Raw genomic sequence first — 21,866 nt, forward strand, 5'->3', positions numbered from 1 at the left:
TATCGCCCCGCTTTCAACTACCTGCCTCCGAAGCCGAACATTCCCGGTGACCGGGCGGGCGGAGCGGCGCGGAACTCGGCCATGGGGGAGACGGGCCGGCGCGACGGGTGCCGTCCCCGTTCCGTGGCGGAAACACCTGCCGGAGGGGGCTTCGGCGAGGGTGCGGCCGACGCCTGACGCGCGTCATGTGCCGTCTGCGGAGCCGCGGTTCCGACCGGATATCCACTTGACTCCCCGAGGGCGCCCTGCGCACCTCTCGCGGGACCGCGACGGCGCGCGGGCGGCGGCCCCGGCTCCCGCGTATCTCCGTGCGAGTCGGCGGGCGCCGGTGGCGGCATCGAGCGTGGCTGAACTCCTTCCATCTGAACGCCAGTTCTCCTGGATTCGTACGGCTGTGCCCTCGGCGCCCTCTTAGGGAGGTGGCGTGGGGTAGCGAAACCCCCAAGGGGGTCTGAACCCCACCCCTGCAACAACTAGCGTGCGTGCTCCGTGAACTGCCAACGGCCGATCCGGAGGGCGCCGATGCCTACCGCAATCCCCCAGGGGCCCGAGACGTCCCAGGAGACTCAGAGGTCCACCGGGCCCCAGAGCTCCCCGGGGGCTGCTCCTGTACCGATGACCGCGCGGCGGCGGGAGCGTGAGGGCGGGCGGCACGGCCGGGCCTCATTCCCGGAATCGGCCGCCGACTCGGCGATACGGTCCAGGCTGGTACGGCTCACCCTCATCCCGTGCCTGCTCGTCACCGCCGTCTGCGTCATCGTCACCGCCTTCGTCGCCCGCGCGGGTGCCGCCCTCACCGGCGGTGAAGGGGCGGTGCTCGGCGGCGGCCTCGCGGTGACCGTCGTCATCGTGCTCACCGCCGTCGCCGTCGCCGGCTCCGAGGCCCGCGCCACCGCCGCCCGCTACGCCCGGCTGCGCCAGGTGTGCGCCCGCAGCCAGTCCGACCTCTACAACCTGCTCAGCCGGGTGCGGCAGGGCGAATGGCTCCAGCACCGCGACGTGGTTCCGGCTCCGCCGCCCGCGGGCGACACCCTCGACCTGCTCGCCCACGAGGTGGCGGCGGCCGGACGGGCCGCCGAGTCCGCCGTCGTCGACGCGGTCGCCATCGCCCGCAGCAACGCCAGCGGCAGCGAGCAGAAGGTCGAGGTCTTCGTGAACCTCGCCCGGCGCCTCCAGTCGCTGGTGCACCGCGAGATCGAGCTGCTGGACGATCTGGAGAACAAGGTCGAGGACCCGGACCTGCTCAAGGGCCTCTTCCAGGTCGACCACCTCGCCACCCGCACCCGCCGGCACGCGGAGAACCTCGCGGTGCTCGGCGGCGCCATCTCCCGCCGCCAGTGGAGCCGTCCGGTCACCATGACCGAGGTGCTGCGCTCGGCCATCGCCGAGGTCGAGCAGTACCCCAGGGTCAAGCTCGTCCCGCCGATCGAGGGCACCCTGCGCGGCCACGCCGTCGCCGACGTCATCCACCTCGTCGCCGAACTCGTCGAGAACGCCTCCGTCTACTCCGCCCCGCAGACCCACGTCCTGCTCCGCGCCCAGCTGGTCACCGCCGGCCTCGCCGTGGAGGTCGAGGACCGCGGTCTCGGCATGGAGCCGGACGAACAGGCGCGGATGAACGCCCTGCTCGCCGACCCCGAACACATCGACGTGGCCGAGCTGTTGAGCGACGGCAGGATCGGCCTGTTCGTGGTCTCCTCGCTCGCCAGGCGGCACGGCATCGTGGTCCGGCTCCAGGGCAACATCTACGGCGGCGTCCAGGCCGTCCTGGTCCTGCCGAAGTCGCTGCTCGGCCCGGAATCGCACACCGGCGGCACGGTCGACCGGGCCACCGCACGGCACGGCGAAGCGGCGGGGGAGCACGGAGCACCGGCGGAGCGGACCACCCTTCCGGTGCTGCCGCATACCGCCCCCGCGGCGGACGGCCCGCTCCCCGCGCCCCGGCCGTCCGGTGAGGACGACTCGGACGCACCCACCCCGCCCCCGGGGCCGGGCGGACTGCCTCCGCTGCCGGTCCGCACCCCCACCGCCGGGCACCGGGCCCCGGCGACCGACCCCACGGACGAGAGCGGCGACGGCGAAGGGAACCCGCACGCGGGCGCCGCCTATCCGGCCGACGGCACCACCTACCCGCCCGCGGCGGAGCGGTCCGCGGACCCCGGCCCCGTCGCCCTGCCACCCGCTTCGCACGACGACGACAGCAAGCCCCGCCTGCCGCACCGCCGCAAGCAGGAGCACCTCGTACCCGAACTGCGCGGTGACCCGGTCCTGCCGGGCCCCACGGACCGCGCGGGCCCCGAACCTGAGCACGACCCCGGCCTGATGGCCGCATTCCGGCGCGGCATCAGCCTCGCCGACGACGCCTACGAAGCCGGCCACTCCGTCGGCGGCAACGGCTTCAGCCCCACCCAGAGCGGCGTGTTCGGCAGCCTGGGCGGCAACGACCTGTTCTACGAACCCGACCACGAGGCCCCGTCGGCCCGCCCTCTAGGAGACGACCACAACCATGGTGAGTGATCTGCACACGCAGGCACATACACAGCTGACGGGAGGTCAGCAGACCGATCTGTCCTGGCTGTTGACCGGTCTCGTACAGCGCGTGCCGCACGCCACCAGCGCGCTCCTGCTGTCATCCGACGGGCTCGTCAAGGCGGCCCACGGCTTCGACCCGGACAGCGCCGACCACATGGCGGCCCTGGCCTCCGGCCTCTACTCGCTGGCCCGCAGCGCGGGGGTGCGCTTCGGGGACGGCGGCGACGTCCTCCAGGTCGTCGTCGAGCTGGAGTCCACCTTCCTGTTCGTCTCCACCGCGGGCTCCGGCGCCTGTCTGGCCGTACTGGCCGACCGGGACGCCGATGTGGCGGTCCTCGGCTACGAGATGGGGATGCTGGTCAAGAGCGTCCGGCCGTATCTGTCCACCCCGGCTCGCCAACAGGCGTCAGCGGGTGGTCGCTGACCATGGCGGTACGCCGCCGAAGACGGCAGGAGGGCCAGGAACCCGCATGGTACGACGACGAAGCAGGACGGCTGGTCCGCCCGTACACCGTCAGCAACGGGCGGACGCGGCCCACGGCGCACCTCGACCTGCTGACGATGGTGATGGCCACCGGACAGCGGCCGGCGGCCTGTGGGCCCGACCACGCCCAGGTGCTCGGGCTGTGCGGCGGTCCCGTGTCGGTGGCGGAGATCGCCGCCCACATAGGTCTTCCGGCCGCGGTCACCAAGGTGCTGCTCGCCGACCTCGTCGACTGCGGCGCGCTCACCGCGCGGGCCCCCGCGTCCGTGCCGGCAGGGCCCGCGTCCCGTACCGACCGCGACCTTCTTGAGGCGGTGCTGCATGGCCTTCGCAAACGACTGTGACCCTCTGACCACGGGCGATGCCCCGGCCGCCGACTTCCCGATCGCGCTCAAGATCCTGGTGGCGGGCGGCTTCGGGGTCGGCAAGACCACCTTCGTCGGAGCGGTCAGCGAGATCGAACCGCTCAGCACGGAGGAGCTGCTCACCCAGATCAGCATCGGGCACGACGATCTGGCGGGCATCGAGGACAAGAGCACCACCACGGTCGCCATGGACTTCGGCCGGATCACCCTCAGCCCCGCGCACGTGCTCTACCTCTTCGGGACGCCGGGCCAGGAACGCTTCTGGTTCCTGTGGGACGAGCTGTCCAACGGCGCGCTCGGGGCGGTGGTCATCGCCGACACCCGCCGCCTCGACCAGTGCTTCGCCGCCGTGGACTTCTTCGAACGCCGCGGCATCCACTTCATCGTCGCCGTCAACGAGTTCGACGGCTCCCACCGCTACGGGACGGACGAGGTGCGCGCCGCCATGGACCTCTCCCCCGGCATTCCCGTGGTGCTCTGCGACGCCCGCCAGTTCAGCTCGGCGACGAACGTCCTGGTCGCCCTCGTTCAGCATCTGCTCACCCCCGTCCTCGCCGCCACCCCGGAGCTGCCATGAGCCATCTCGCCTCGCGCACCCCGTACGCCACTTACGACCCGACGCGTCATCTGCTGCTCACGCCGGAGGACGAGGAGGCGCCGGCGCGGGTCGCCCGGCTGCGGGCCCTGGGCATCGGGCAGTCGCCGCTGCCCGCCTTCGACGACTTCGCCCGCAAGCTGGCCAGGACCACCCGGGCCCCGTACTCCATGGTCAACTTCATCGACGAGCGGCAGCAGTACTTCGCCGGGCTCTACACCCCGTCGGACGACCAGGCCCCCATCGAGCTGGGTCCTGCCCCGGCGAGCGCGCAGCCGGGCCGGGTGATGGCCCGCGATCACGGCTACTGCCCGCATGTCGTCGTCCGCCGCAAGGCACTCGTCCTGGAGGACGTCTGCGACTACCCGCGCTTCGCGGGCAACCCCGTCGTCGACGAGATCGGCATCCGCTCCTACCTCGGCGCGCCGCTGATCGACCGTACCGGTATGGCGCTCGGCACGGTCTGCGTGGTGGACCTCGAACCGCGTCCCTGGGGGCGGGCGGGTCTGGAGACGATCAAGGCGATGGCCGCCGAACTCGTCGAGCAGATCCACCGGATGGAACAGCAGCAGAGTGGCTTGGTCTGAAGGGCTTGGCCTGAAGCCTGCGGATGCCGGACGCCCGGCATCCGCGTGGCCCGGCCCGCGGCGGGCCGGGCCGTCGCGCTCAGCTCAGCGGCACGCAGGAGGACCGTTCGGCTTCCGGCACGGCGCGCGGGGACGGGACGACGGGCGCCGCGCCGTCCTCCGGGCGCCCGTCGCCGCCGCGTTCCGCGGGCTCCAGGCGCAGCACGGGCGACAGCCGCTTCGACCACTCGCCCTTTCCCTGCCCCAGGGCCAGTTCGCCCAGCCGCAGCAACTGGATGTCGGAGGTGCCGGCCGGTGCGAAGATGTGGTGCGCGTCGCGCAGGAAGCGTTCCACCGGCCGGTCGGTGAACAGCCCGCACGCGGCGTGGATCTCCATCGCGTCGCGCGCCGACTCCAGGCAGGACTCCACGTTCACCAGCTTGGCGTTCATCAACTCCGCGTCGCACGGCTCGCCCTGGTCCAGCAGGTCCACCGCGTGGTAGGCGCAGAGCCTGGCGATCAGCAGCCGGGACTGGATGCGGCCCAGCTTGAGCTTGATGTTGTTCAGTTCGGCCAACGGCTGCCCGTAGCGCCGCCGTTCGGTGCAGAACCGCGCGGTCTCCTCCAGTACCGCCTGGTGGATGCCGAGCGATACGGCGGTCAGGTTGGGCCGTCCGTACAGGACGCTCGACGAGTACGCGACGGACAGTCCGTCGCCCTCGGCGCCCAGCATGTTCGCGGCCGGGACACGGCAGTTGTCGAAGAACAGCTCCCCGAAGCTGAAGCCGTGCAGCCCCATGGCCGGTTGCTGCCCGCCGACCCGGAAGCCCGGCCTGCCGGACTCCACGAGGAAAGCCGACAGACCCTTGGGTCCTTCGCCGGTGCGCACGATCACGCCGTGCAGATCGCCGACGTGGCTGTTGCCGACGTAGATCTTGCGGCCGTTGAGCACGTAGTCGTCGCCGTCGCGTACGGCGCGGCTCGCCATGCCGAGGACGTGGCCGCCGGAGTCGGGTTCGGTGACGGCGATGGTCGGCAGGCAGGCGCCGGCGGCCACGGCGGGCAGCCAGGTTCTCTTCTGCTCCTCGCTGCCGAAGTGCACGATTTTGGCCACGCCGAGCTGGGACGCCTGGACCATGGCTCCCATCGCGCCGCTCACCCGGGACAGTTCCTCGATGATCACGGTTTTGGCGAGGTGTCCGGCGCCCATGCCGCCATAAGCCCGCTGAACGGTCACTCCTATCCAGCCCTGCCGGGCGATCAGACGTGAAAGGTCACGGCAAACGGTGCGGCTCGCCTCCATCTCCGCAATGCGGGGGCGTACTTCGCGTTCCGCGAAGTCCCGCACCTGTTGCCGGAGTGATTCATGTCGCTGGTCGGTGAAATAGCGAGGCAAGACGAGCCCTCCTCCACGTACATTCCCGCGCTTTCTGCGTCCGCCTGGCGGCGGCACGGGTGGTGTCGTGCGCACCGTTTTTTCGCAACATAGTCCAGTGTTCACCGGGCGCAACACCCGTTGGCATACCTGCTTCATGACGCATAAAACATCAACTCCTTGCATTTATGCGCCGAGTTGAAGCATGAAACATAAGGCCGAATGACCGTTACGCGACAGGAAGGCTTGATTCCGGCACTGTCCGTGATCCTTCCGGGCCCCGGCGCGCCATCCGCCGGGGCCCGTTGCCGGGTCAGCGGGCCGTGTCGCAGCAGGTCTCCCACCGCTGTGAGTGGCCTACTTTCAGCCAGTTGACGGACGTGTCACCGGTACGCAGCGTTGCCATGCCCTGTGCGCCGGTGAATTCCGCCGGTGCGGGGAAAGATGACACCAATTTTCGCTGCTCGAACAATCGTCCACCGCGCAGAACCGCCGTGGTCCGCACCAGCGAAGAGAAATCGGTGAACGGATCACCGTCCACGCACGTCATATCGCCGAGTTTGCCGACCTCCAGGGTGCCCAGATCCCGTTCGGCGCCGAACACCTTGGCGGGCAGCGCCGTCGCGGTACGCAGCGCCGCCGCCGCACTCAGACCGCCGCGGTGCAGCGCCCGCAGACACAGATGCAGGCCAAGACCCACCGGCGTCAACGGCTGGTCCGTCCCCAGCGCCACCGCGCCGCCGCCGTCCAACACCCGCCGGTAGACCTCCACTTCGACCGCGATGGCGGCGAGTTCGGCGGGTGTCGGCCGGTGCCCCGCGCCCTCCTGGACCACGGCGGTGTCCCACGGCGGCATCAGCCGCGTCACCCGCGTGTCCTTGGCGAGCGCCGGATCCTCGCCCAGCAGCGGCGTGGCGGAGAACGGAGTCGCGATCAGGTGGAAATCCGTGCCGGTGTAGATCTCCGCCACGTCCTGATAGGCGTGCCCGGAAGCACTGATCGCGTGCCCGAACTCCAGCCGCTGCGTGGCTTGCAGATGCGTCGTCAGATCCTGGCCCATCTGAAGCCCGGGGGTGAGCAGATGGCTTCCGGCGCGGGCGCCCAGCCGCCGGTGCGCGAAGCGCGCGGCCTCCTCCATCACCCAGCCGGGCGCCCGCACATACGTCTTGACGAAGTCCCAGTCCAGCGCCGCGCCCCGCTCCAGCGAGCGGCGCAGCCCCGCCCGGGTCCGGTGCGCCCGCCCCATGCTGTACGCGACCCGGTCACCGTCCAGCAACTCCCCGCAGGTCAGCAGGCGAGGACCGGCCAGCACCCCGGCGGCGATGGCCTCCCGCAGCCGGGCCTGCTCGTACGAGAAGCCGCCGCAGGACACCGTCGTCGTGATGCCGTAGGCGAGTTGCAGCGCGGACTGCCGGCCGCCGTAGGTCGTCTGCCACGGGTGGGTGTGCGCGTCCCACAGGCCCGGCAGCACGGTCTGCTCCGACGCGTCCACCCGGCGGGCCGCGCCCCGGCCCGAGCGGCGGGTGCGGTGCGGGGTGAGGGCGGCGATCCGGCCCTCGCGCACCACCACGTCGACGTCCTCGCGGACCTCTTCGCCGGTGCCGTCCCAGAACCTGCCCGCGTGGACGACGGTGTCCTGGGCCCGTGCGGGACGGTGGTCGAGCGCCAGTGGAACGCTGCGCGCCGGGCCGCCGGACACACCGGTCAGCCGCAGCCTGCCCGCCGACAGGTACAGCAGCGTGCGGCTGTCGCCCGACCAGGAGGGATGGTCGGCACTCTCGTCGGTGAGCCGGCGCGGCGCGCCGTCCGGGCTGCCGTCGGCCGCCACCGGCAGCACCCACAGTGCGGACTCGGCGATCAGCGCCATCCAGCGGCCGTCGGGGGACCACACGGGACCTGAGTCATAGCGGTCGGAGAGCGAGACGTGGTCGGCGAGCGCGTGCAGCCGGTCCTTGCCGGTCCTGGTGTCGACGACCCGGATGAGGTTGTAGCCCTCACGGAAACGCTGGTTGAGCCGGTTGCGGTCGCAGTACGCCAGATATCTGCCGTCCGGTGACCAACTGGGTCTGCCGGGCAGCCCGCCGCCGCCCATCGGCTCTGCCGCCACCGTCTCCGTGCCGTCCGCCAGGGTCCGTACGACGAGATTGCCCGCCATGTCGAGCGCGGCCAGCCGCCGGCCGTCGGGCGACAGCGCCGGCTGCACCCGCCCGCCGCCCGCCAGCACCGTCTCGTCGCCGGACGCCACCTCATGGCGGCGCACCGCGAACAGCCCGTCCCGGTCGTCCGCGTAGAGCAGCGCACGGCCGTCCCGGGACCAGCTCGGCGCGAGGACGTACCGCGTCGGGGACGCCCGCACGATGCGGCGGGGCCGGCCGCCGCCCGAAACCGGCGCCAGCCACAGCGAGTTGAGCGCCGCGAAGGCGATCTGGCGGCCGTCGGGGGAGAGCGCGGGCAGGTGCACGCCGCGCACCGGCCGCACCGCGGTCCGTTCGAAGCCGTAGTCCTTGACGCGGTAGCGCGGCCGGTCGAGCGGCAGCCGCGCGGTGAACGCCACGGTTTCGGCCCGCTCGGGAGCGTCGGCCCGCAGGATGCGGAACTGCCCGCCGACGGTCAGCAGCAGCTCGTCCCGCGACACCCAGCGCGGCGGCACCGGCTCCACATCGCCGTCGACCGGAACCGCGGCGCCGTCCACCACCAGGGTGCAGGTGGCGCCTGGACCGCTGGTGGTGCGCAGATACGCCAGCCGCCGGGACGGGGCGAGCGCAGGCGTCATGACCTGCGCTTCGGCCGTCTCGGTGTGCTCGGTACGCACCGTGCCGCCGCCGTCGGCAGGGACCGAGGCGACGGTGCGCGAGACCAGCGCGCCGTCGACCGGCCGCCCGCGGACGAAGACGATCCGGGAGCCGTCCGGCGTCCAGCAGGGGTCGAAGTCCTCCCAGGCGCCGTCCTGATGCGGCCCGTCCTGCCCGTTGAGCCCGGTCACCCGGGTCAGCCGCCCGGACCGCAGGTCGAGCACCCAGATCCGGTACCCGCCGCCGGCCACCGGATCGCCGCCCCGCTCCGATGCGAACGCGAGCCGGTGGCCGTCAGGTGACCAGGCGGGGCCGCGGTCGTCCCAGGGCCCCTCGGTGACCTGCCGCAGCTGCGAGCCGTCCGGGCGCAGCGTCCAGAGATGGAAGGTGCCGCCGCGGTAGGCGCAGACGGCGATCCGGCGGCCGTCGGGCGAGTACACCGGGCGGGTGGGTTCCAGGTCGGCCGGGGTCAGCGCCTGCGCGGCGCCGCCCGCCCGCGGGATCGACCACAGGACGTTCTGGATCTCGGCGATCAGATGGCCGCCGTCGGGCGAGAGGCATCCCGCGCCGTTCGTGGCGGCGGTGAAGCTGAGTGCCGCGCCCTCGGTGCCGGCCGGCTGCGCCGCCACCGGCCCGGCCGCACCGGCCAGCCCGGCGGCGGCTGCCACCGTGGCGGTGCCCTGGAGGAACCTGCGGCGGCTGAGCGGCACCGGGCCCGGCGTGCCCGCGGGGCAGGCGGGGCCGGAAGCGACTGGGGTCTCGGATCGGTCTGTGGTGTCCAACGTTCCTCCTGTGGCAGGGGATTGGGACGTGACGCCGACAAGAACCGGCCGATCCTGTCACGTCGTGTCAGCGACCGGTCAACCACCGCGACGGGGTGTCGTCCGATTCCCGCCGCTCGTCGGAATCCGGACGACGGCCCGGCCTCTTGGCGCGCCGTGGTCCGGGAGGGAAGAGTGGGCGCCCAGCGGGGTGCCGGCCAGGCCCGCCCGGCGCGCCGGCAGCCCCGGGGCCGGGTGGCGACGGGCACCCCGCGCACGCGACCGAGGTCACGGCGGACACCGCCCCGTAGTCAGGAGACGACGTCATGCAGGCCATGCAGCAGGACTTCCACCGGGCCCCCGACGGTGCCCGGATCGCCACCTACACCTGGCTTCCGGAGTCCGGCCACCCGCGGGCCCTGGTCCAGATCGCCCACGGCGCGGCCGAACACGCCCGGCGCTACGACAGGTTCGCCCGGTTCCTGACCGCCCACGGCTACGGCGTCCTCGCCTCCGACCACCGCGGCCACGGCGCCACCGCCCCGTCCACCGGAGGCCGCGGCGTGGTCGGCGACGACGCCTGGCGGGCCATCGTCGGCGACCTCAAGCGCATCGGCGACCACGCAGCCGCAGCGCACCCCGGCATCCCGCTGGTCCTGCTCGGCCACAGCCTGGGGTCGATGCTGGCCCGCGACTACGCCCAGGAGTACGGCGCCGACCTCGCGGGACTCATCCTGTCCGGCACCTTCCGCACCCTGCCGGGACTCGAAATCGACAGCGCGCTCGCGGAGCTGGACGCGGAGATCGCCGAGCACGGCCGCGCCGCGCTCTCCGACTTCATCCCGCGGGCCTTCAGCTCCTTCAACGACGCCTTCACCCACCGCACCGGCTACGAATGGCTCTCCCGCGACCGCGACGAGGTGGACCGCTACGCCGCCGACGAGGACTGCGGCTTCCCGTTCTGCACGGGTCTGGTGATCGACTGGATCCGCGCCGTCCGCAAGATCAACGACCCGGCCGACCTCGCCCGCATCCCGCGCGGCCTCCCGGTCCACATCGCGGTCGGCGCCGACGACCCCTGCAACCAGGGCCTGACCCTGGTGGGCGAGCTGCTGGAGGACTTCCGCTACCTCGGCACCCGCGACCTCACCTGGCGCGCCTACCCGGGCGCCCGGCACGAGATCCTCAACGAAACCAACCGCGACGAGGTCCACGCCGACCTGCTGGCCTGGCTCGACAAGCGCATCTGAACCCCCGGACCACCCGGCTGCGGGTCCGGCCCCGTGGGCCTTCCCCCTCCTCCTGACCCGCAGCCGGGCCCGGACCCGCCGGTCGGCCCTGCCCCGCCGGCACGGGTACTCGTCCCGGTCCCGGTCCGGCCCTCGTCCGCCCGTCCCGTCCCGGATATGGCAACGCGCACCCTCTGACATGCGGTATTGTTCTCGTGCGCGGTCAGCCGGGGAAAAACCGGCGGAACGGGCATCGGGACGTGGCGCAGCTTGGTAGCGCACTTGACTGGGGGTCAAGGGGTCGCAGGTTCAAATCCTGTCGTCCCGACAGATACTGTCGGAAGCCCGTCGGCTCGGGGAAACCTGAGGCGGCGGGCTTTTCCGTGATCCCGCAACGGCCATGGACGGCGGCGCCCCGCCGTCGCGCCCCTCCGGCCCTGGCGCCGCGGCACCCCGCCCCTCAACTCTCGAAGCCGTACTCCAGCACGTACGACGCGGCATCCAGCGTCATCTCGTTCACCTCGACCGGACGACCGTCCTCGGTGAACGCGGTCCTGCACACGAGGATCACCGGCGTACCGGCGGCCAGCCGCAGCGCGTCCGCCTCGCCCTGGGAGGGCATCCGGGAACGGATCTCCTCACGGAAACGCACCGGCTTGTGCCCGAGCTCATCGAGCCGCGCGTAGATGCCGCCGGGCCCGGTGTTCTCCTGGACGATGGCCGAACCCGCGACGAGCTGTGCGGGAAGGTAGCTGGCGGAGAGCAGCACGGGTTTGCCGTCGAGCACGAACCGGCGCTCGCGGACGCACACCGGGTCGCCTGGCTCCAAACCCAATACGTGCGCGATCCGTTCGGGTGCGGGCTGCTCGCCGACCGTCACCTGGTCGACTTCCACGGAGCGGCCTTCCGTGTCGGTGGCCCAGATGGAACGTCCGTTGCCCCACTGCTCCTGCGACAGACGCTTGATGCCTTGGCGGCGGAGCGGCCGGAAGTCCCGTACGAAGACACCCGCGCCCTTCCGCGCTTCGGTGAGCCCCTCGCTCTGCAGGACGCCGATCGCCTGCCGGGCAGTCATGCGAGCCACTTCGTAGGTGGCCATCAGGGTGTTCTCACCTGGCAGCCGGTCACCGGGGAGGTAGTCGCCCGCCTCGATCGCCGCCTTCAGATCGGCCGCGATCCGCTGGTACTTCGGCTGGCGACTCTTGCCTTGGCCGACCATCGATGCTCACCCTGCCCTTCTTCTCTAGACACCCTAATCACACAAGCGTCGGAACACCTTCTTGATGGCCCTGACCTGCGCGTATGTGTGCGTTGCGACAACCTTGACATCTCTAGAGATGAGAGGGGGGCTGACCGTCCGCCCGGATGGTGCGGGCCTGGGATACCAGGATGAGAAGTCCGGTGATCGTGACCGGCATGGTGTGCTCTGGGCTCGGATGCGGCAGGCTCCCGGCGAAGGGCGCCCTGACTATCGGAAGCTGCACTCCGTGCGTCAACGGCAGGCCATGCGCGGCATGTTGTGTCAGGTGTGCGGTGGGCCCGCGAACTGCGACTCCCGGGGCTTTCTGTTCCTCCTCCAGGGCTCGGACGCCTCAGAGGCGGCCCATGTCCCTACGGACGGGCACATGCCCTACGGTCAGCGCATTGCTTCTCGTTGGTTTCTTGCTTCCCATCTCGTCGTCGAGCTCACCCGCTGTACGCGCGTGGAGCTCGGCAGTGCGCCGGTTCTGTGAGCGGCGGGTAGCGCGTAGCGCGGAAGTCGTCGTCCGTCACCGACCCGCCGTCGCCTCCGCCTGGGGTGGGGTGGTGGTGTGGAGGCCGGCTGTCAGGTCGGTGCGGCGTTTTACGCGGAGTTTGCGGTAGACGCGGGTCAGGTGTTGTTCGACGGTGCTGACGGTGATGTAGAGGCGGGCCGCGATCTGGCGGTTGCTGTGGCCGCGGGCGGCGAGGTCGGCCACGCGGCGTTCGGCCTCGCTGAGGGTGGGGGCGGGGCGGCGTTCGGCGTTCGGCGGGGGGAGGCGGAGGGTGTGGGGGAAGGTGGTCTGGCGGGGGGTGCGGGGCGGCTGGGTGAGCCTGCCGGGGGTGTCGGGGATGGTGCAGCGTTCGCTGGAGGGGGCGCCGGACGGGGCGCAGTGTGGGCGGGAATCTTCTTGCACCGTGCTCAACTCCTCGATGGTGGCGGCAAGTTGCCGGGTATCGCCGCATTCCTGGAACGCTGTCGCCGCGGCTTCCAGCAGGGGGGCGCGGCGGCCGGGTGCGGCGCAGGCGGCGAGTATGCGGAGCGCGGCGCCGCGGGCGCGGGCGTGCAGTGTGGTGCACCGGTCGAGCTGGGCCTGCGCCAGTTCGCGGGCCCGTTCCTGGTCGCCCAGCGTCAGGTACACGCGGGCGGCCTCGCTGCGCCAGGGGACCAGCGCGGGGATGTCCATCCTGTACTTCTGCGTCAGGCGGCCCACGGCGAGGAACTCCTCAAGAGCCGCAGGTTCCTGACGTATTGCCAGGTGGTGGTGGCCGCGGGCCTGCATGTAGTGCAGGCCGATCGGCGTCTGGAACATTTCGTCCGGCACCGGTACCTGGAGGGCGCGGTGGGCGACGTCGAGCTGACCCGAGGCGATGCCGGCCTGGATCAGCGTGGCCAGCGGCATGCCGATGCCCACGCCCCAGCTCTCGTGGGAGATGACGGAGAGCGAGGTGTGCGCCAGGTGCAGCGCGGCGGGCAGGTCGCCGCGGCGCAGCGCGACCTCCGCGCGCAGCCCTGTGAACAGGGCGCGCCAGGTCTGGGACGACAGCTCGATCGCTTCGGTGGCCAGCCGCCTGCACGCCTCGTCGGCGGTCGCCAGGCGGTCCGAGAAGAGCAGCGTGATCAGGCAGGACGCCAGGACGGCGAAGGTGTGCTCGTCGAGCCGGTGGTGGCGTACCAGCCGCTCGGCCTCGTCCGCGAGCGCCGTGTCGGGGCCGCCGCCGCTCAGCCGGCTCAGCAGCAGGGCGCCCTGGACCTGCGGGCTCGGCGGACCGGCCGGCGGCTGCTCGGCGGCCGGGTCGTCGGGGAGACCGGTGAGCTGCCGGCCGCCGGCCGCCGCCGGGTAGCCGAGCCGCAGCCACATCCGGGACGCCTGCACCCGGGCGGCGGCGCCCGGCGCGTGGACCTCGGGCGCCGCGCTGATCTGCTGGAGGCCCGCGACCGCCGCATCGACGTCCCCGAACCACAGCGGCACGGTGACCGGGATCGAGGCGTGCGCGCCGGAGAGGGCGCCCGAGCGGGACGCGGAAGCCGGCGACGGCAGGCCGCGGACCGCCGCGCACGGGTCCGTCCGCCACTCGATGTCGAAGAGCGTGGCGGTGATCGAGTCCCGCAACTTCTCGTCGGCGGGCTCCAGTTCACGCGCGAGGACCAGGCAGTCGTGCGCGAGGTCCAGCATCCCGCCGCGGACGGCGGCCCTGGCCGCCTCGTCGAGGATCGCGACGGGCCAGTCGCCGGTCGGCACCGGCGCGGCGGCGAGCAGCTGCCGGGCGACGGTCAGGGGCGCGGCGCCGCTCCGGTAGAGCACATCGGCGACCCGGGCGCGCAGCGCGGCCCGCTTCTCCGGCGCCATGTTGTCGAGGACCGCCGCACGCGTCTTCGGGTGCCGGAAGCGGATGCCGGACAGCACTCCGGCGTCGTTGAGGGTGCCGATCGTCCGCATCAGGGTCTTGTCGTCGACGCCGGTCACCTGCGCCAGGACGCGGGTGGTGGCCGGGCCGTCGATCAGGGCGATGTGCCGGGCGAGCGCGAGCGCGGCGAGGCCGCAGCGGTGCAGGCAGGAGAGGACCGCCGCGGCGTACCCGGAGTCCACGGCCGGGTCGCAGGATCCGGTGTCCGCCCGCTGGTTGTCGGCGATCAGGCCGTGCAGCTGGAGCGGATTGCCCGCCGTGATCTCGTAACAGGCGTCGGCCAGCCGCTGCGCGGCCGTCCGGCCCAGGTGCAGCTCCAGCAGGTTCTGCACGCCGGTCCTGGACAGGGGCCGCAGCCGCAGCCGGCGCGAGTGCGGCTCCAGCGGCAGCTCGGCCTGGAGCGCGGCGTCCGCCGACGGCCGGTCGGCGCATTCGCCGAGCACGACCAGAAGCGGCTTGGACCCCAGCCTGCGGACGACGGCCGCCAGGCACTGGAGGGACACCGCGTCGGCGTTCTGGAAGTCGTCGATGCCGATGACCACCGGACCGGGGATCTTGTCGACGACGTCCAGGAGCGGCAGGCACACCGTGTTGATGACCTGCGCGGACAGCGGCGTGGATCCGTCCTGCGGCGCCGCGCCCGGCACGGAGTTGAGAACCTTGCCGTCCAGCAGGCGGGACAGGTCACCGCCGGCGGGCGGGGTGAGGCCGCCCGCGCTGCGGAAGAGCTGCGCCCACACGCCGAACGGTACGAGGCGCTCGCTCCGCGAGGCCGTGGCGCTGAGGCAGGCGGCACCGGATGCCGTGGCCTGCCGCGCGAAGGTGCGCAGCAGCTCCGTCTTGCCGCAGCCCGCCGGTCCCGAGACGATGGCGAAGCGGGCCGGGCCGATATGACTGTCCATCAGGAGCCGGTGCAGGGCGGTGAGTTGCTCGTCACGCTCGTGCAGCGGGTGAAAGCTCCCCGGTGCGGTCATCGGAACTCACTCGTTCGTTGCTGAATGCCGAAGTATTCCTTCACGTGTCTTCCTGGGCTTCATGGCGGCACACGCCTGCCGATGGCGCTGACGCTTCCGGATGAGGGTTCGGAATGTTCGGATCCGTGATAATCCGGGACCTGGAACGGCGAGGCTCACAACGGGATTCCCAACTCGCGGGCACGGGCGATGGCTTCCACCCGGTTGCGGACGTTCAGCTTCTGGAGCACGTTCTGCAGGTAGCTCTTGACCGTGTTGCGGGAGATGAACATCGCCTGCGCGATCTCCGGATTGCTCTGGCCCATGGCCACCCTGCGCAGCACCTCGTACTCGCGCGGGGTGACGAAGCCGTCCCCCGCGGGCGCAGCCGCCCGGCCGCCAGGACCCGGCGCCCGGCGCTCAGGATCGGCCACGGCTGACGCCACCCGGTCGATGGCGATGCCCTGCCGGGTGATCGGCCCCGCCCAATCGGGATCGCAGGTCAGCAGGGTCACCCGGGTGAGTCCCAGCGCCGACAGCATCTCCGCGACGACCCGGCAGATCCGGTCCCGGTCGCTGCGCCGCGGCGCGCCCGCCGGGGGGCACGGGGCCGACGCCGGCTGCCTGGCGCAGACGTCGAGCCCGCCGGTGACACCGAAGCCGCGGTCGCTCTGCCGCAGGTAGAGGAGGATGCCGCCGGCGTCGTGCACCGCCCGCATCGTCTCCTGGAGCCGGGCTCCGCAGTCGCAGTGCAGCGACCCCAGGACCTCGCCGCTCAGGCACTCGGTGTGCACACCCACCAGCGGCACCCGCGCCCCGGCCCGCGCCGGGACCGCCCCGAAGCCGAGCGCCACGTGCTCGCCCCCGTACGACAGGCCGGTGAAGGTGAACGCGGTGCCCACCGCCTTGCTGCCGTCCTTCAGGCCCACCTGGAGATCCGCCGCGGCACGCACCCGCGGCACCGGACGGCCCGCCGGGGCGCCGCGTGACCTGTCCACCGCGTCCCGCACCCCTCGCACCGGTCCGTCCAGTATCTGCTGCCGGGGCGCTGCCGTCCCCTCCGGGCTGACGAGAGTCATCGCCGTGCGCCCCCGATCGCACCGGAGCGGACCCGACGGGCTGCGCCGGCGGCGCCGAGCACGGCGTCGGCGAGGGCGCGCGGGGCACGGCCGCCGCTCGCGAGCGTGGGCGTGACGAGCACGTCGGGGCCCAACGCCCGGATGGCGTCCGCCTCCTGGGCGTCCGCCGCGTCCAGCACGAAGACGTCGCACAGGTCGCGGATCATCTCAGCGGCGCCGGTGGCCGTCGGCTGCACGCCGCGGGATTCCATCAGCCGCTGCCTGCTGTCCGCCCGCCGCGCTTCGCCCGGATCGTCGAACGGCACCCCGCTGACGGTGGGTGTGACCGCGACCACCGGGCACCCGGCGTCCCGCAGCGCCTCGCGTATCCCGGGAACCGCCAGCACCGGGCCCAGGCTCGCCACCGGATTGCTCGGGCCCAGTACGATGAGGTCCGCGGATTCCAGCGTCTCCAGGACGCCGGGCGCCGGACGGGCCGCGGGGATCCCCGCGTACGTCACCTCGTGCACCCGGGGCCCGGCGGCGTCCCGCACCAGGAACTCCTGGTAGCTGCGCCGCTCGCCGTCCGTGCACAACAGCTGGGTGGACACCGGCTGTTCGGTGGCAGGCAGCACCCGGCAGCGCAGCCCCATGCCCGCCGCCAGCCGACGGGTCACCTCGGCCAGTCCCACGCCGTCCCGCAGCCACGTCGTGCGCAGCAGATGGGTGGCCAGGTCGGTGTCACCGAGGTTGAACCACACCTCGCCGCCGAGTCCGCGCAGCGCCTCCATGCACCGCCAGGTCTCACCCTTGGTGCCCCAGCCGCGCTCCACGTCCTGCCGGCCGCTGAGCGCGTACAGCGTGGTGTCGAGATCCGGGCAGACGCGCACACCGTGCGCCCAGAGATCGTCACCCGTGTTCACCACCAGCGTCAGCCCCGACGGGCCGTCCGCCGCACCGTCATCCAGCGCGTCGTTCAGCGTGAGCCACAGGCGCGACGCGCCGATGCCGCCGCCGATACCCACAACGTTGACCATGTCACTCCGCCTCAGCGTGCTCGATCAGCGGTCGCCGGCAGCCGGCGACACACAAGGACGACAGCGCGTCGGCGCCGCACACCCGCCGACGGGAGCGCACCACCGGACGCGCCCGCTCTCTCTCCGCGGCCGTCCGCCGTCCGCCCGGTGGACGGCCGCTGCCGGTCGGGTGCGGCGGGCCTGCGCGGCGGGCGGCAACGGGACGCTTGCATGCCATGAGGGCATCCCTTCCGGGGTGTTGGGGGACGGATGGGCCGCCCGCCGAAGGGTGGTGACGATGTGTCAGCTGTGGGGGCCGTGATAACCGGGGAACGGTTCCTCCGGACGGCCCTTCTGGTCGGGGGCGCCCGGCCTCACCCGGCCGACGCGTCCTGGCGGGCGCCCGCTGCTCCCGCCTGCGCCGCCTCGCCTGCGCCGGGGCCGGCACCGGCGCGACGGTCTCCCGCATGCCGTACAGCTGGAGCAGCGAGACATGGAAGCGCTTCTCGAACGACGCGATCTGCTCCTCGGACACCTTCTGCGTGGCGACCACCGCCCGCAGGTGGTGCGCGGTCTCGTCACCGCCCTCATCCCGCGCCAGCAGCATGCAGATCGGCGAGGGGAGCAGCCCGGCGACGGTGGCGCCCAGCGTCCGGGCCTGGGCCGGCCAGCGCGTGGCCGAAAAGCCGGGGGCGAGTGCTATCGACGCGCCGCTGACCAGGGACGACATCGACGCGTACTGCTGGGCGTTGCCCCGGAACAGCGGCAGGACGACCAACTGCCGGTCGTCGGGGCGCATCCGCAGCCGGGCGGCGACGGAACGCCCCGCACTCAGGTACGCGGCATGGGTGATGAGCACCTCCTCGTGCCGTCCGGCTTCCGCCGTCACGTGCAGCACGCCCAGGGTGTCGTGCGGCCCGGGGCCCGCACCGTCCTCCTCCGGGGACCACGGGGCGTCGGACTGCGCGTCGCGCGCGGTGTGGAAGGCGTCGTCGCCGTCCCCGCCGATGACGAACAGGTGCCGGCAGTCGTGCGCCTGGAGGCGGGCACGCGCGGTGGTCTCCCGCAGGCTCGCGTGGGTGAAGGTGAGGTGGCAGCGGGAGCGCGCCAGGAGATAGGCGAGTTCGTCCGGCGTGTGCAGCGGGTCGCTGGGGACGATCACGGCGCCCAGCCGCGCGGCACCGAACCACAGGTCGTAGAACTCCGCGCAGTTGGTCGCGTGCACGTTCAGCCGGTCGCCCGCCTGAAGGCCGAGCGAGCGCAGCAGCCGCGCCGTCCTGGTCGCCCGCGCGTCCATCTCGGCCCAACTGGTCCTCTGCTGCTCACCCGGCGCGGTCTCCACGACGAGGAACGTCTCCTCGCCTCGGAGGGCGGCGCCTTCGGCTAGTGCGGCAGCAACGGTGTCCGCGGATCTCGTACTCACGGTTGAACTCTCGTGCGGTCAGCTCACCTTCTCCACAACGGTTCATCAAATATTGCTTAACTGCTCGCTCAAGGTGACCGCGTGGTGACGCGAAGAGGCGAACATGAGATGATCTCCACCCCGCGCAGTGCGGTTGATCGAAGCGGGGAGGGGCCTTGCCGACGGGCGACATACATGCTCACGTCCTGGTGGTGGACGACGACGAGGACGTAAGGACCTTGGCCAGATGGCAGTTGGAGTCCGAGGGCTTCCACGTCCTGACGGCGGCAGACGGCCAGGCGGCACTGGAAGCCGTCGGCACCGGACAGCCCGACGTGGTGCTGCTCGACCTCACCCTGCCCCTGGTCGCCGGGCTCGACGTCCTCACCCAGATCAGACGCAGGTCGGCCGACCTTCCCGTGATCGTCGTCTCCGGCAGGTCGGGCGAGACGGACCGCATCATCGGACTCGACCTCGGCGCCGATGACTACGTCGTCAAGCCGTTCTCGCCCGCCGAACTCGCCGCGCGGGTGCGGTCGGTACTGCGCCGCAGCAAACGGACGGAGCCCACACCGGCCGCCGCCCCCGCCGCGCCGCAGAGCCCGCCCCACCCCCAGGAGGACCTGATGATCGACCGGGCGACCAGGACCGTCACGGTCCGGGGCCGCGCGGTGGAGCTGACCGCCCGCGAGTTCGACCTGCTGGCCTTCCTCGCCGCATCGCCGCGCCACGTCTACACCCGCGACCAACTGCTCGAACACGTCTGGCAGTCCTCCAGCGACTGGCAGGAGCCCGCCACCGTCACCCAGCACGTGCACCGGCTGCGGCGCAAGGTGGAACGAGATCCCGACCGGCCACGCTGGCTGCGCACGGTCCGCGGCGTCGGCTACCGATTCGAGCCCTGAGGTGGCCATGCTGCGCGAATTCGACCGGCGGGCATCCCTCGGCGTGGGGCCCGACGTACCCGCCGATGCCATACCCCAACTCCTCGTCCACCACGCCCAGGTGCTGGAGATGATGGCGGAAGGGGCCGCGCTGCGCGCGGTGCTCGACGCCGTCACCGGAGCCCTGGAAGACCTGCTGCCCGGCACCAAGTGCTCGGTCCTGCTGCTCGACGCACGCTCCGGGCGGCTGCACCACGGCGCGGCCCCCAGCATGCCGGTGGAGTACGTCGAGCTGATCGACGGCATGGACACCGGGCCCTGCGCGGGCTCCTGCGGGACCGCCGCCTACACGGCCGTACCGGTCGTGGTCTCCGACATCCAGCAGAGCGCCCTGTGGGACGACTTCCGCCCGGCCGCCGCCATAGCCGGCGTGCGGGCCTGCTGGTCGACACCCATCCCGGGCAAGGACGGCCAGGTCCTGGGGACCTTCGCGGTCTACCACGACATCCCGCACACACCCACCGAGCACGAGCGGCATCTGGTCGACCGCTTCACCCACCTCGCCGCCGTCGCCATCGACCACGACCGGCTCTTCGGCAGCCTCGCGCAGAGCGAGGAACGGTTCCGCCGGGCGTTCGACGACAACGCCGCGGGCATGGCGCTGCTCGGCCTCGACGGGCGGGTGCTGCGCGTCAACCGCGCCCTGTGCACGCTGCTGCAGACCGACGCGTCCGGCCTGGTAGGCCGCTTCTTCCAGGACCTGGTGGAGGCCGAAGACCGGCCGAGCCTGGTGCACGGCGTCGCCGCGGAAGGCGGTGACACGCACCGGTTCGAGCTGCGCTTCAACCGTCTGCACGACGGGCCGATCGTCACCTCGACCACCTACTCAGGCGTCCGTGACGCGTACGGCAACATCGTGTCCTGGTGCGTCAACCTCGTCGACGAGACCGGCCGCAAGGCCGCGGAGGAGGAGCGCAGGGCACGCGCCGAGGCGGAGATCGCGCAGCGGCACGCGGAGGAGAACAGCAGGACCAAGTCCCAGTTCCTGACCGCCCTGGGGCACGAGATCCGCACCCCGCTGCACGCCGTCGTCGGCTTCGGCGAGCTGCTGCGGTCGGGCAGCCTCACCGTGGAGCGGCGCGAGGAGGCGCTGGAGCGGATGAGTTCGGCGGCCCATCACCTCGTGGCGCTGGTCGACGATCTCCGCGACGTGGCCGCCATCGAGGCCAGGGCACTGCGGCTGCACACCGAACCGCTGCCCGTCGGACCGCTGCTGACCGACGTGCACGGCCTGCTGGTGGCCGGGGCGCAGGAGGCGCAGGTGACGTTCGACGTCGTCAACGCCGACGACGCGCCCACCGCGGTCTGCGACGAACGGCGGCTGCGGCAGGTCCTGTTGAATCTGGCCACCAACGCCATCAAGTACAACCGGCCGGGCGGCCGGGTGGTGCTGAGCGCCGAGCACCGGGCGGACGGCCTGCTGGATCTGGTGGTCACGGACGACGGGCCCGGCATCCCCAAGCACCTCCAGCACCGGCTGTTCGTCCCCTTCGACCGGCTCGGCGCGGAACGCACCAAGAACCCGGGGTCGGGGCTCGGCCTGCACGTCACCAAGGGACTCGTCGACGGGATGGGCGGCCAACTCGCCATCGAGAGCGGGGCGGCCGGCGGCGGCACCGTGGCCCGCGTCACGCTGCCGACGGCGGAGCCGGAGCCGGGAGCCGTACCGTCCGACGCCTGCGACGCCGCCTCCGACACCGGTTCCGGCAGCGCACCGCCTCCCGGAGAGCGGGCCGAATAGCCGTGCCCGCAGGGGCGTTTCACGACGTCCGGGCGCCAGGGGCCGTCCACGGAAAGGGAATTGCGCGTACACTTCGCGGCGGCAGCAGTGCGGCGCACCTCGTGTGCCCACTGGGACGGGACGCCGGGGGAAGACCCCGGTGCCCCGAGGGCCGGGCGGGCCCGCTGCCGCATTCACCACAAGGGAACACCGGCGTCCGACCGTGTCATCAGGTCGCGCCGCGGCGGGTTCCCGTCATAGCAGCGGGCCGGACCATGTCTCTTCCGGCGCCGCCGTAACGGTGCCCCACGGTCCGCACGGCCGCCGGCAACCGCCGGAATCCGGCCCCCGGGCCGGGCTTTTCGCACGCGCGGGCCCCACCACCTCACACGTCATCAGCACATGTCATCGGATATCAGGGAGCCG

Annotated in this window: 15 protein-coding genes and 1 tRNA gene; 9 read left to right on the forward strand and 7 right to left on the reverse strand. The window is 72.3% G+C overall.

The window, feature by feature from the left end:
* Positions 1 to 615: 615 nt before the first annotated feature.
* From ACIBK8_RS06210 to ACIBK8_RS06230, 5 genes are read left to right on the forward strand one after another with little or no spacing between them, the layout of a single operon-like run.
* Entirely contained in the window at positions 616 to 2,517 is a 1,902-nt protein-coding gene (locus ACIBK8_RS06210) for an ATP-binding protein (RefSeq protein WP_399040394.1), read from the forward strand.
* Positions 2,507 to 2,956: a roadblock/LC7 domain-containing protein gene (locus ACIBK8_RS06215; RefSeq protein ID WP_393681665.1), complete on the forward strand. Its 450-nt coding sequence runs from the start codon at positions 2,507 to 2,509 to the stop codon at positions 2,954 to 2,956. The genes ACIBK8_RS06210 and ACIBK8_RS06215 overlap by 11 nt, the downstream gene beginning before the upstream one ends.
* A gap of 2 nt (positions 2,957 to 2,958) precedes the next feature.
* Positions 2,959 to 3,360 carry a DUF742 domain-containing protein gene (locus ACIBK8_RS06220; RefSeq protein ID WP_399040395.1) on the forward strand — a complete coding sequence of 134 codons (402 nt, stop codon included), beginning with the start codon at positions 2,959 to 2,961 and terminating at the stop codon, positions 3,358 to 3,360.
* Positions 3,338 to 3,958 carry a GTP-binding protein gene (locus tag ACIBK8_RS06225; RefSeq protein ID WP_399040396.1) on the forward strand — a complete coding sequence of 207 codons (621 nt, stop codon included), beginning with the start codon at positions 3,338 to 3,340 and terminating at the stop codon, positions 3,956 to 3,958. The genes ACIBK8_RS06220 and ACIBK8_RS06225 overlap by 23 nt, the downstream gene beginning before the upstream one ends.
* On the forward strand, positions 3,955 to 4,563 hold the full coding sequence (locus tag ACIBK8_RS06230) for a GAF domain-containing protein (RefSeq protein WP_399040397.1): 609 nt from the start codon (positions 3,955 to 3,957) through the stop codon (positions 4,561 to 4,563). Before ACIBK8_RS06225 ends, ACIBK8_RS06230 begins: the two co-directional genes overlap by 4 nt.
* A gap of 79 nt (positions 4,564 to 4,642) precedes the next feature.
* Here ACIBK8_RS06230 and ACIBK8_RS06235 read toward each other — a convergent pair whose 3' ends face one another.
* Both ACIBK8_RS06235 and ACIBK8_RS06240 read right to left on the reverse strand, forming a co-directional pair.
* Positions 4,643 to 5,938, reverse strand: coding sequence for an acyl-CoA dehydrogenase family protein (locus ACIBK8_RS06235; protein WP_399040399.1), 1,296 nt, complete (start codon positions 5,936 to 5,938; stop codon positions 4,643 to 4,645).
* A gap of 292 nt (positions 5,939 to 6,230) precedes the next feature.
* A complete protein-coding gene (locus ACIBK8_RS06240) occupies positions 6,231 to 9,491 on the reverse strand; it encodes an amidohydrolase family protein (protein WP_399040400.1) in 3,261 nt (1,086 codons plus the stop codon).
* A 305-nt stretch (positions 9,492 to 9,796) separates the two neighbouring features.
* Between ACIBK8_RS06240 and ACIBK8_RS06245 the strand changes: the two genes are divergently transcribed.
* Both ACIBK8_RS06245 and ACIBK8_RS06250 read left to right on the forward strand, forming a co-directional pair.
* Entirely contained in the window at positions 9,797 to 10,720 is a 924-nt protein-coding gene (locus ACIBK8_RS06245) for an alpha/beta fold hydrolase (RefSeq protein WP_399040401.1), read from the forward strand.
* Between the two features lie 233 nt (positions 10,721 to 10,953).
* Positions 10,954 to 11,027: transfer RNA gene (locus ACIBK8_RS06250), tRNA-Pro, on the forward strand.
* A gap of 132 nt (positions 11,028 to 11,159) precedes the next feature.
* Here the strand turns inward: ACIBK8_RS06250 and ACIBK8_RS06255 are convergent.
* The 5 genes from ACIBK8_RS06255 to ACIBK8_RS06275 all read right to left on the reverse strand — a co-directional run bounded on the left by ACIBK8_RS06255 (position 11,160) and on the right by ACIBK8_RS06275 (position 18,797).
* The gene (locus ACIBK8_RS06255; protein ID WP_399040402.1) at positions 11,160 to 11,918 is read right to left on the reverse strand and encodes a GntR family transcriptional regulator; all 759 of its coding nucleotides are present in this window, start codon (positions 11,916 to 11,918) and stop codon (positions 11,160 to 11,162) included.
* Between the two features lie 550 nt (positions 11,919 to 12,468).
* Positions 12,469 to 15,321 carry an AAA family ATPase gene (locus tag ACIBK8_RS06260; RefSeq protein WP_399040404.1) on the reverse strand — a complete coding sequence of 951 codons (2,853 nt, stop codon included), beginning with the start codon at positions 15,319 to 15,321 and terminating at the stop codon, positions 12,469 to 12,471.
* A gap of 155 nt (positions 15,322 to 15,476) precedes the next feature.
* Complete coding sequence (locus ACIBK8_RS06265; protein WP_399040405.1) at positions 15,477 to 16,379, reverse strand: LuxR C-terminal-related transcriptional regulator; 903 nt, start codon at positions 16,377 to 16,379, stop codon at positions 15,477 to 15,479.
* On the reverse strand, positions 16,376 to 17,395 hold the full coding sequence (locus ACIBK8_RS06270) for a 2-phospho-L-lactate transferase CofD family protein (protein ID WP_399040406.1): 1,020 nt from the start codon (positions 17,393 to 17,395) through the stop codon (positions 16,376 to 16,378). The genes ACIBK8_RS06265 and ACIBK8_RS06270 overlap by 4 nt, the downstream gene beginning before the upstream one ends.
* A 1-nt stretch (position 17,396) precedes the next feature.
* On the reverse strand, positions 17,397 to 18,797 hold the full coding sequence (locus ACIBK8_RS06275) for an AMP-binding protein (protein ID WP_399040408.1): 1,401 nt from the start codon (positions 18,795 to 18,797) through the stop codon (positions 17,397 to 17,399).
* Between the two features lie 155 nt (positions 18,798 to 18,952).
* Between ACIBK8_RS06275 and ACIBK8_RS06280 the strand changes: the two genes are divergently transcribed.
* Both ACIBK8_RS06280 and ACIBK8_RS06285 read left to right on the forward strand, forming a co-directional pair.
* Entirely contained in the window at positions 18,953 to 19,681 is a 729-nt protein-coding gene (locus tag ACIBK8_RS06280) for a response regulator transcription factor (RefSeq protein ID WP_399040410.1), read from the forward strand.
* 7 nt (positions 19,682 to 19,688) lie between these two features.
* Positions 19,689 to 21,461 carry an ATP-binding protein gene (locus ACIBK8_RS06285; RefSeq protein ID WP_399040411.1) on the forward strand — a complete coding sequence of 591 codons (1,773 nt, stop codon included), beginning with the start codon at positions 19,689 to 19,691 and terminating at the stop codon, positions 21,459 to 21,461.
* Positions 21,462 to 21,866 lie beyond the last annotated feature (405 nt).

Origin of the sequence: Streptomyces sp. NPDC050161 (assembly GCF_044460025.1) — a bacterium.
Taxonomy (GTDB): Bacteria; Actinomycetota; Actinomycetes; order Streptomycetales; family Streptomycetaceae; genus Streptomyces.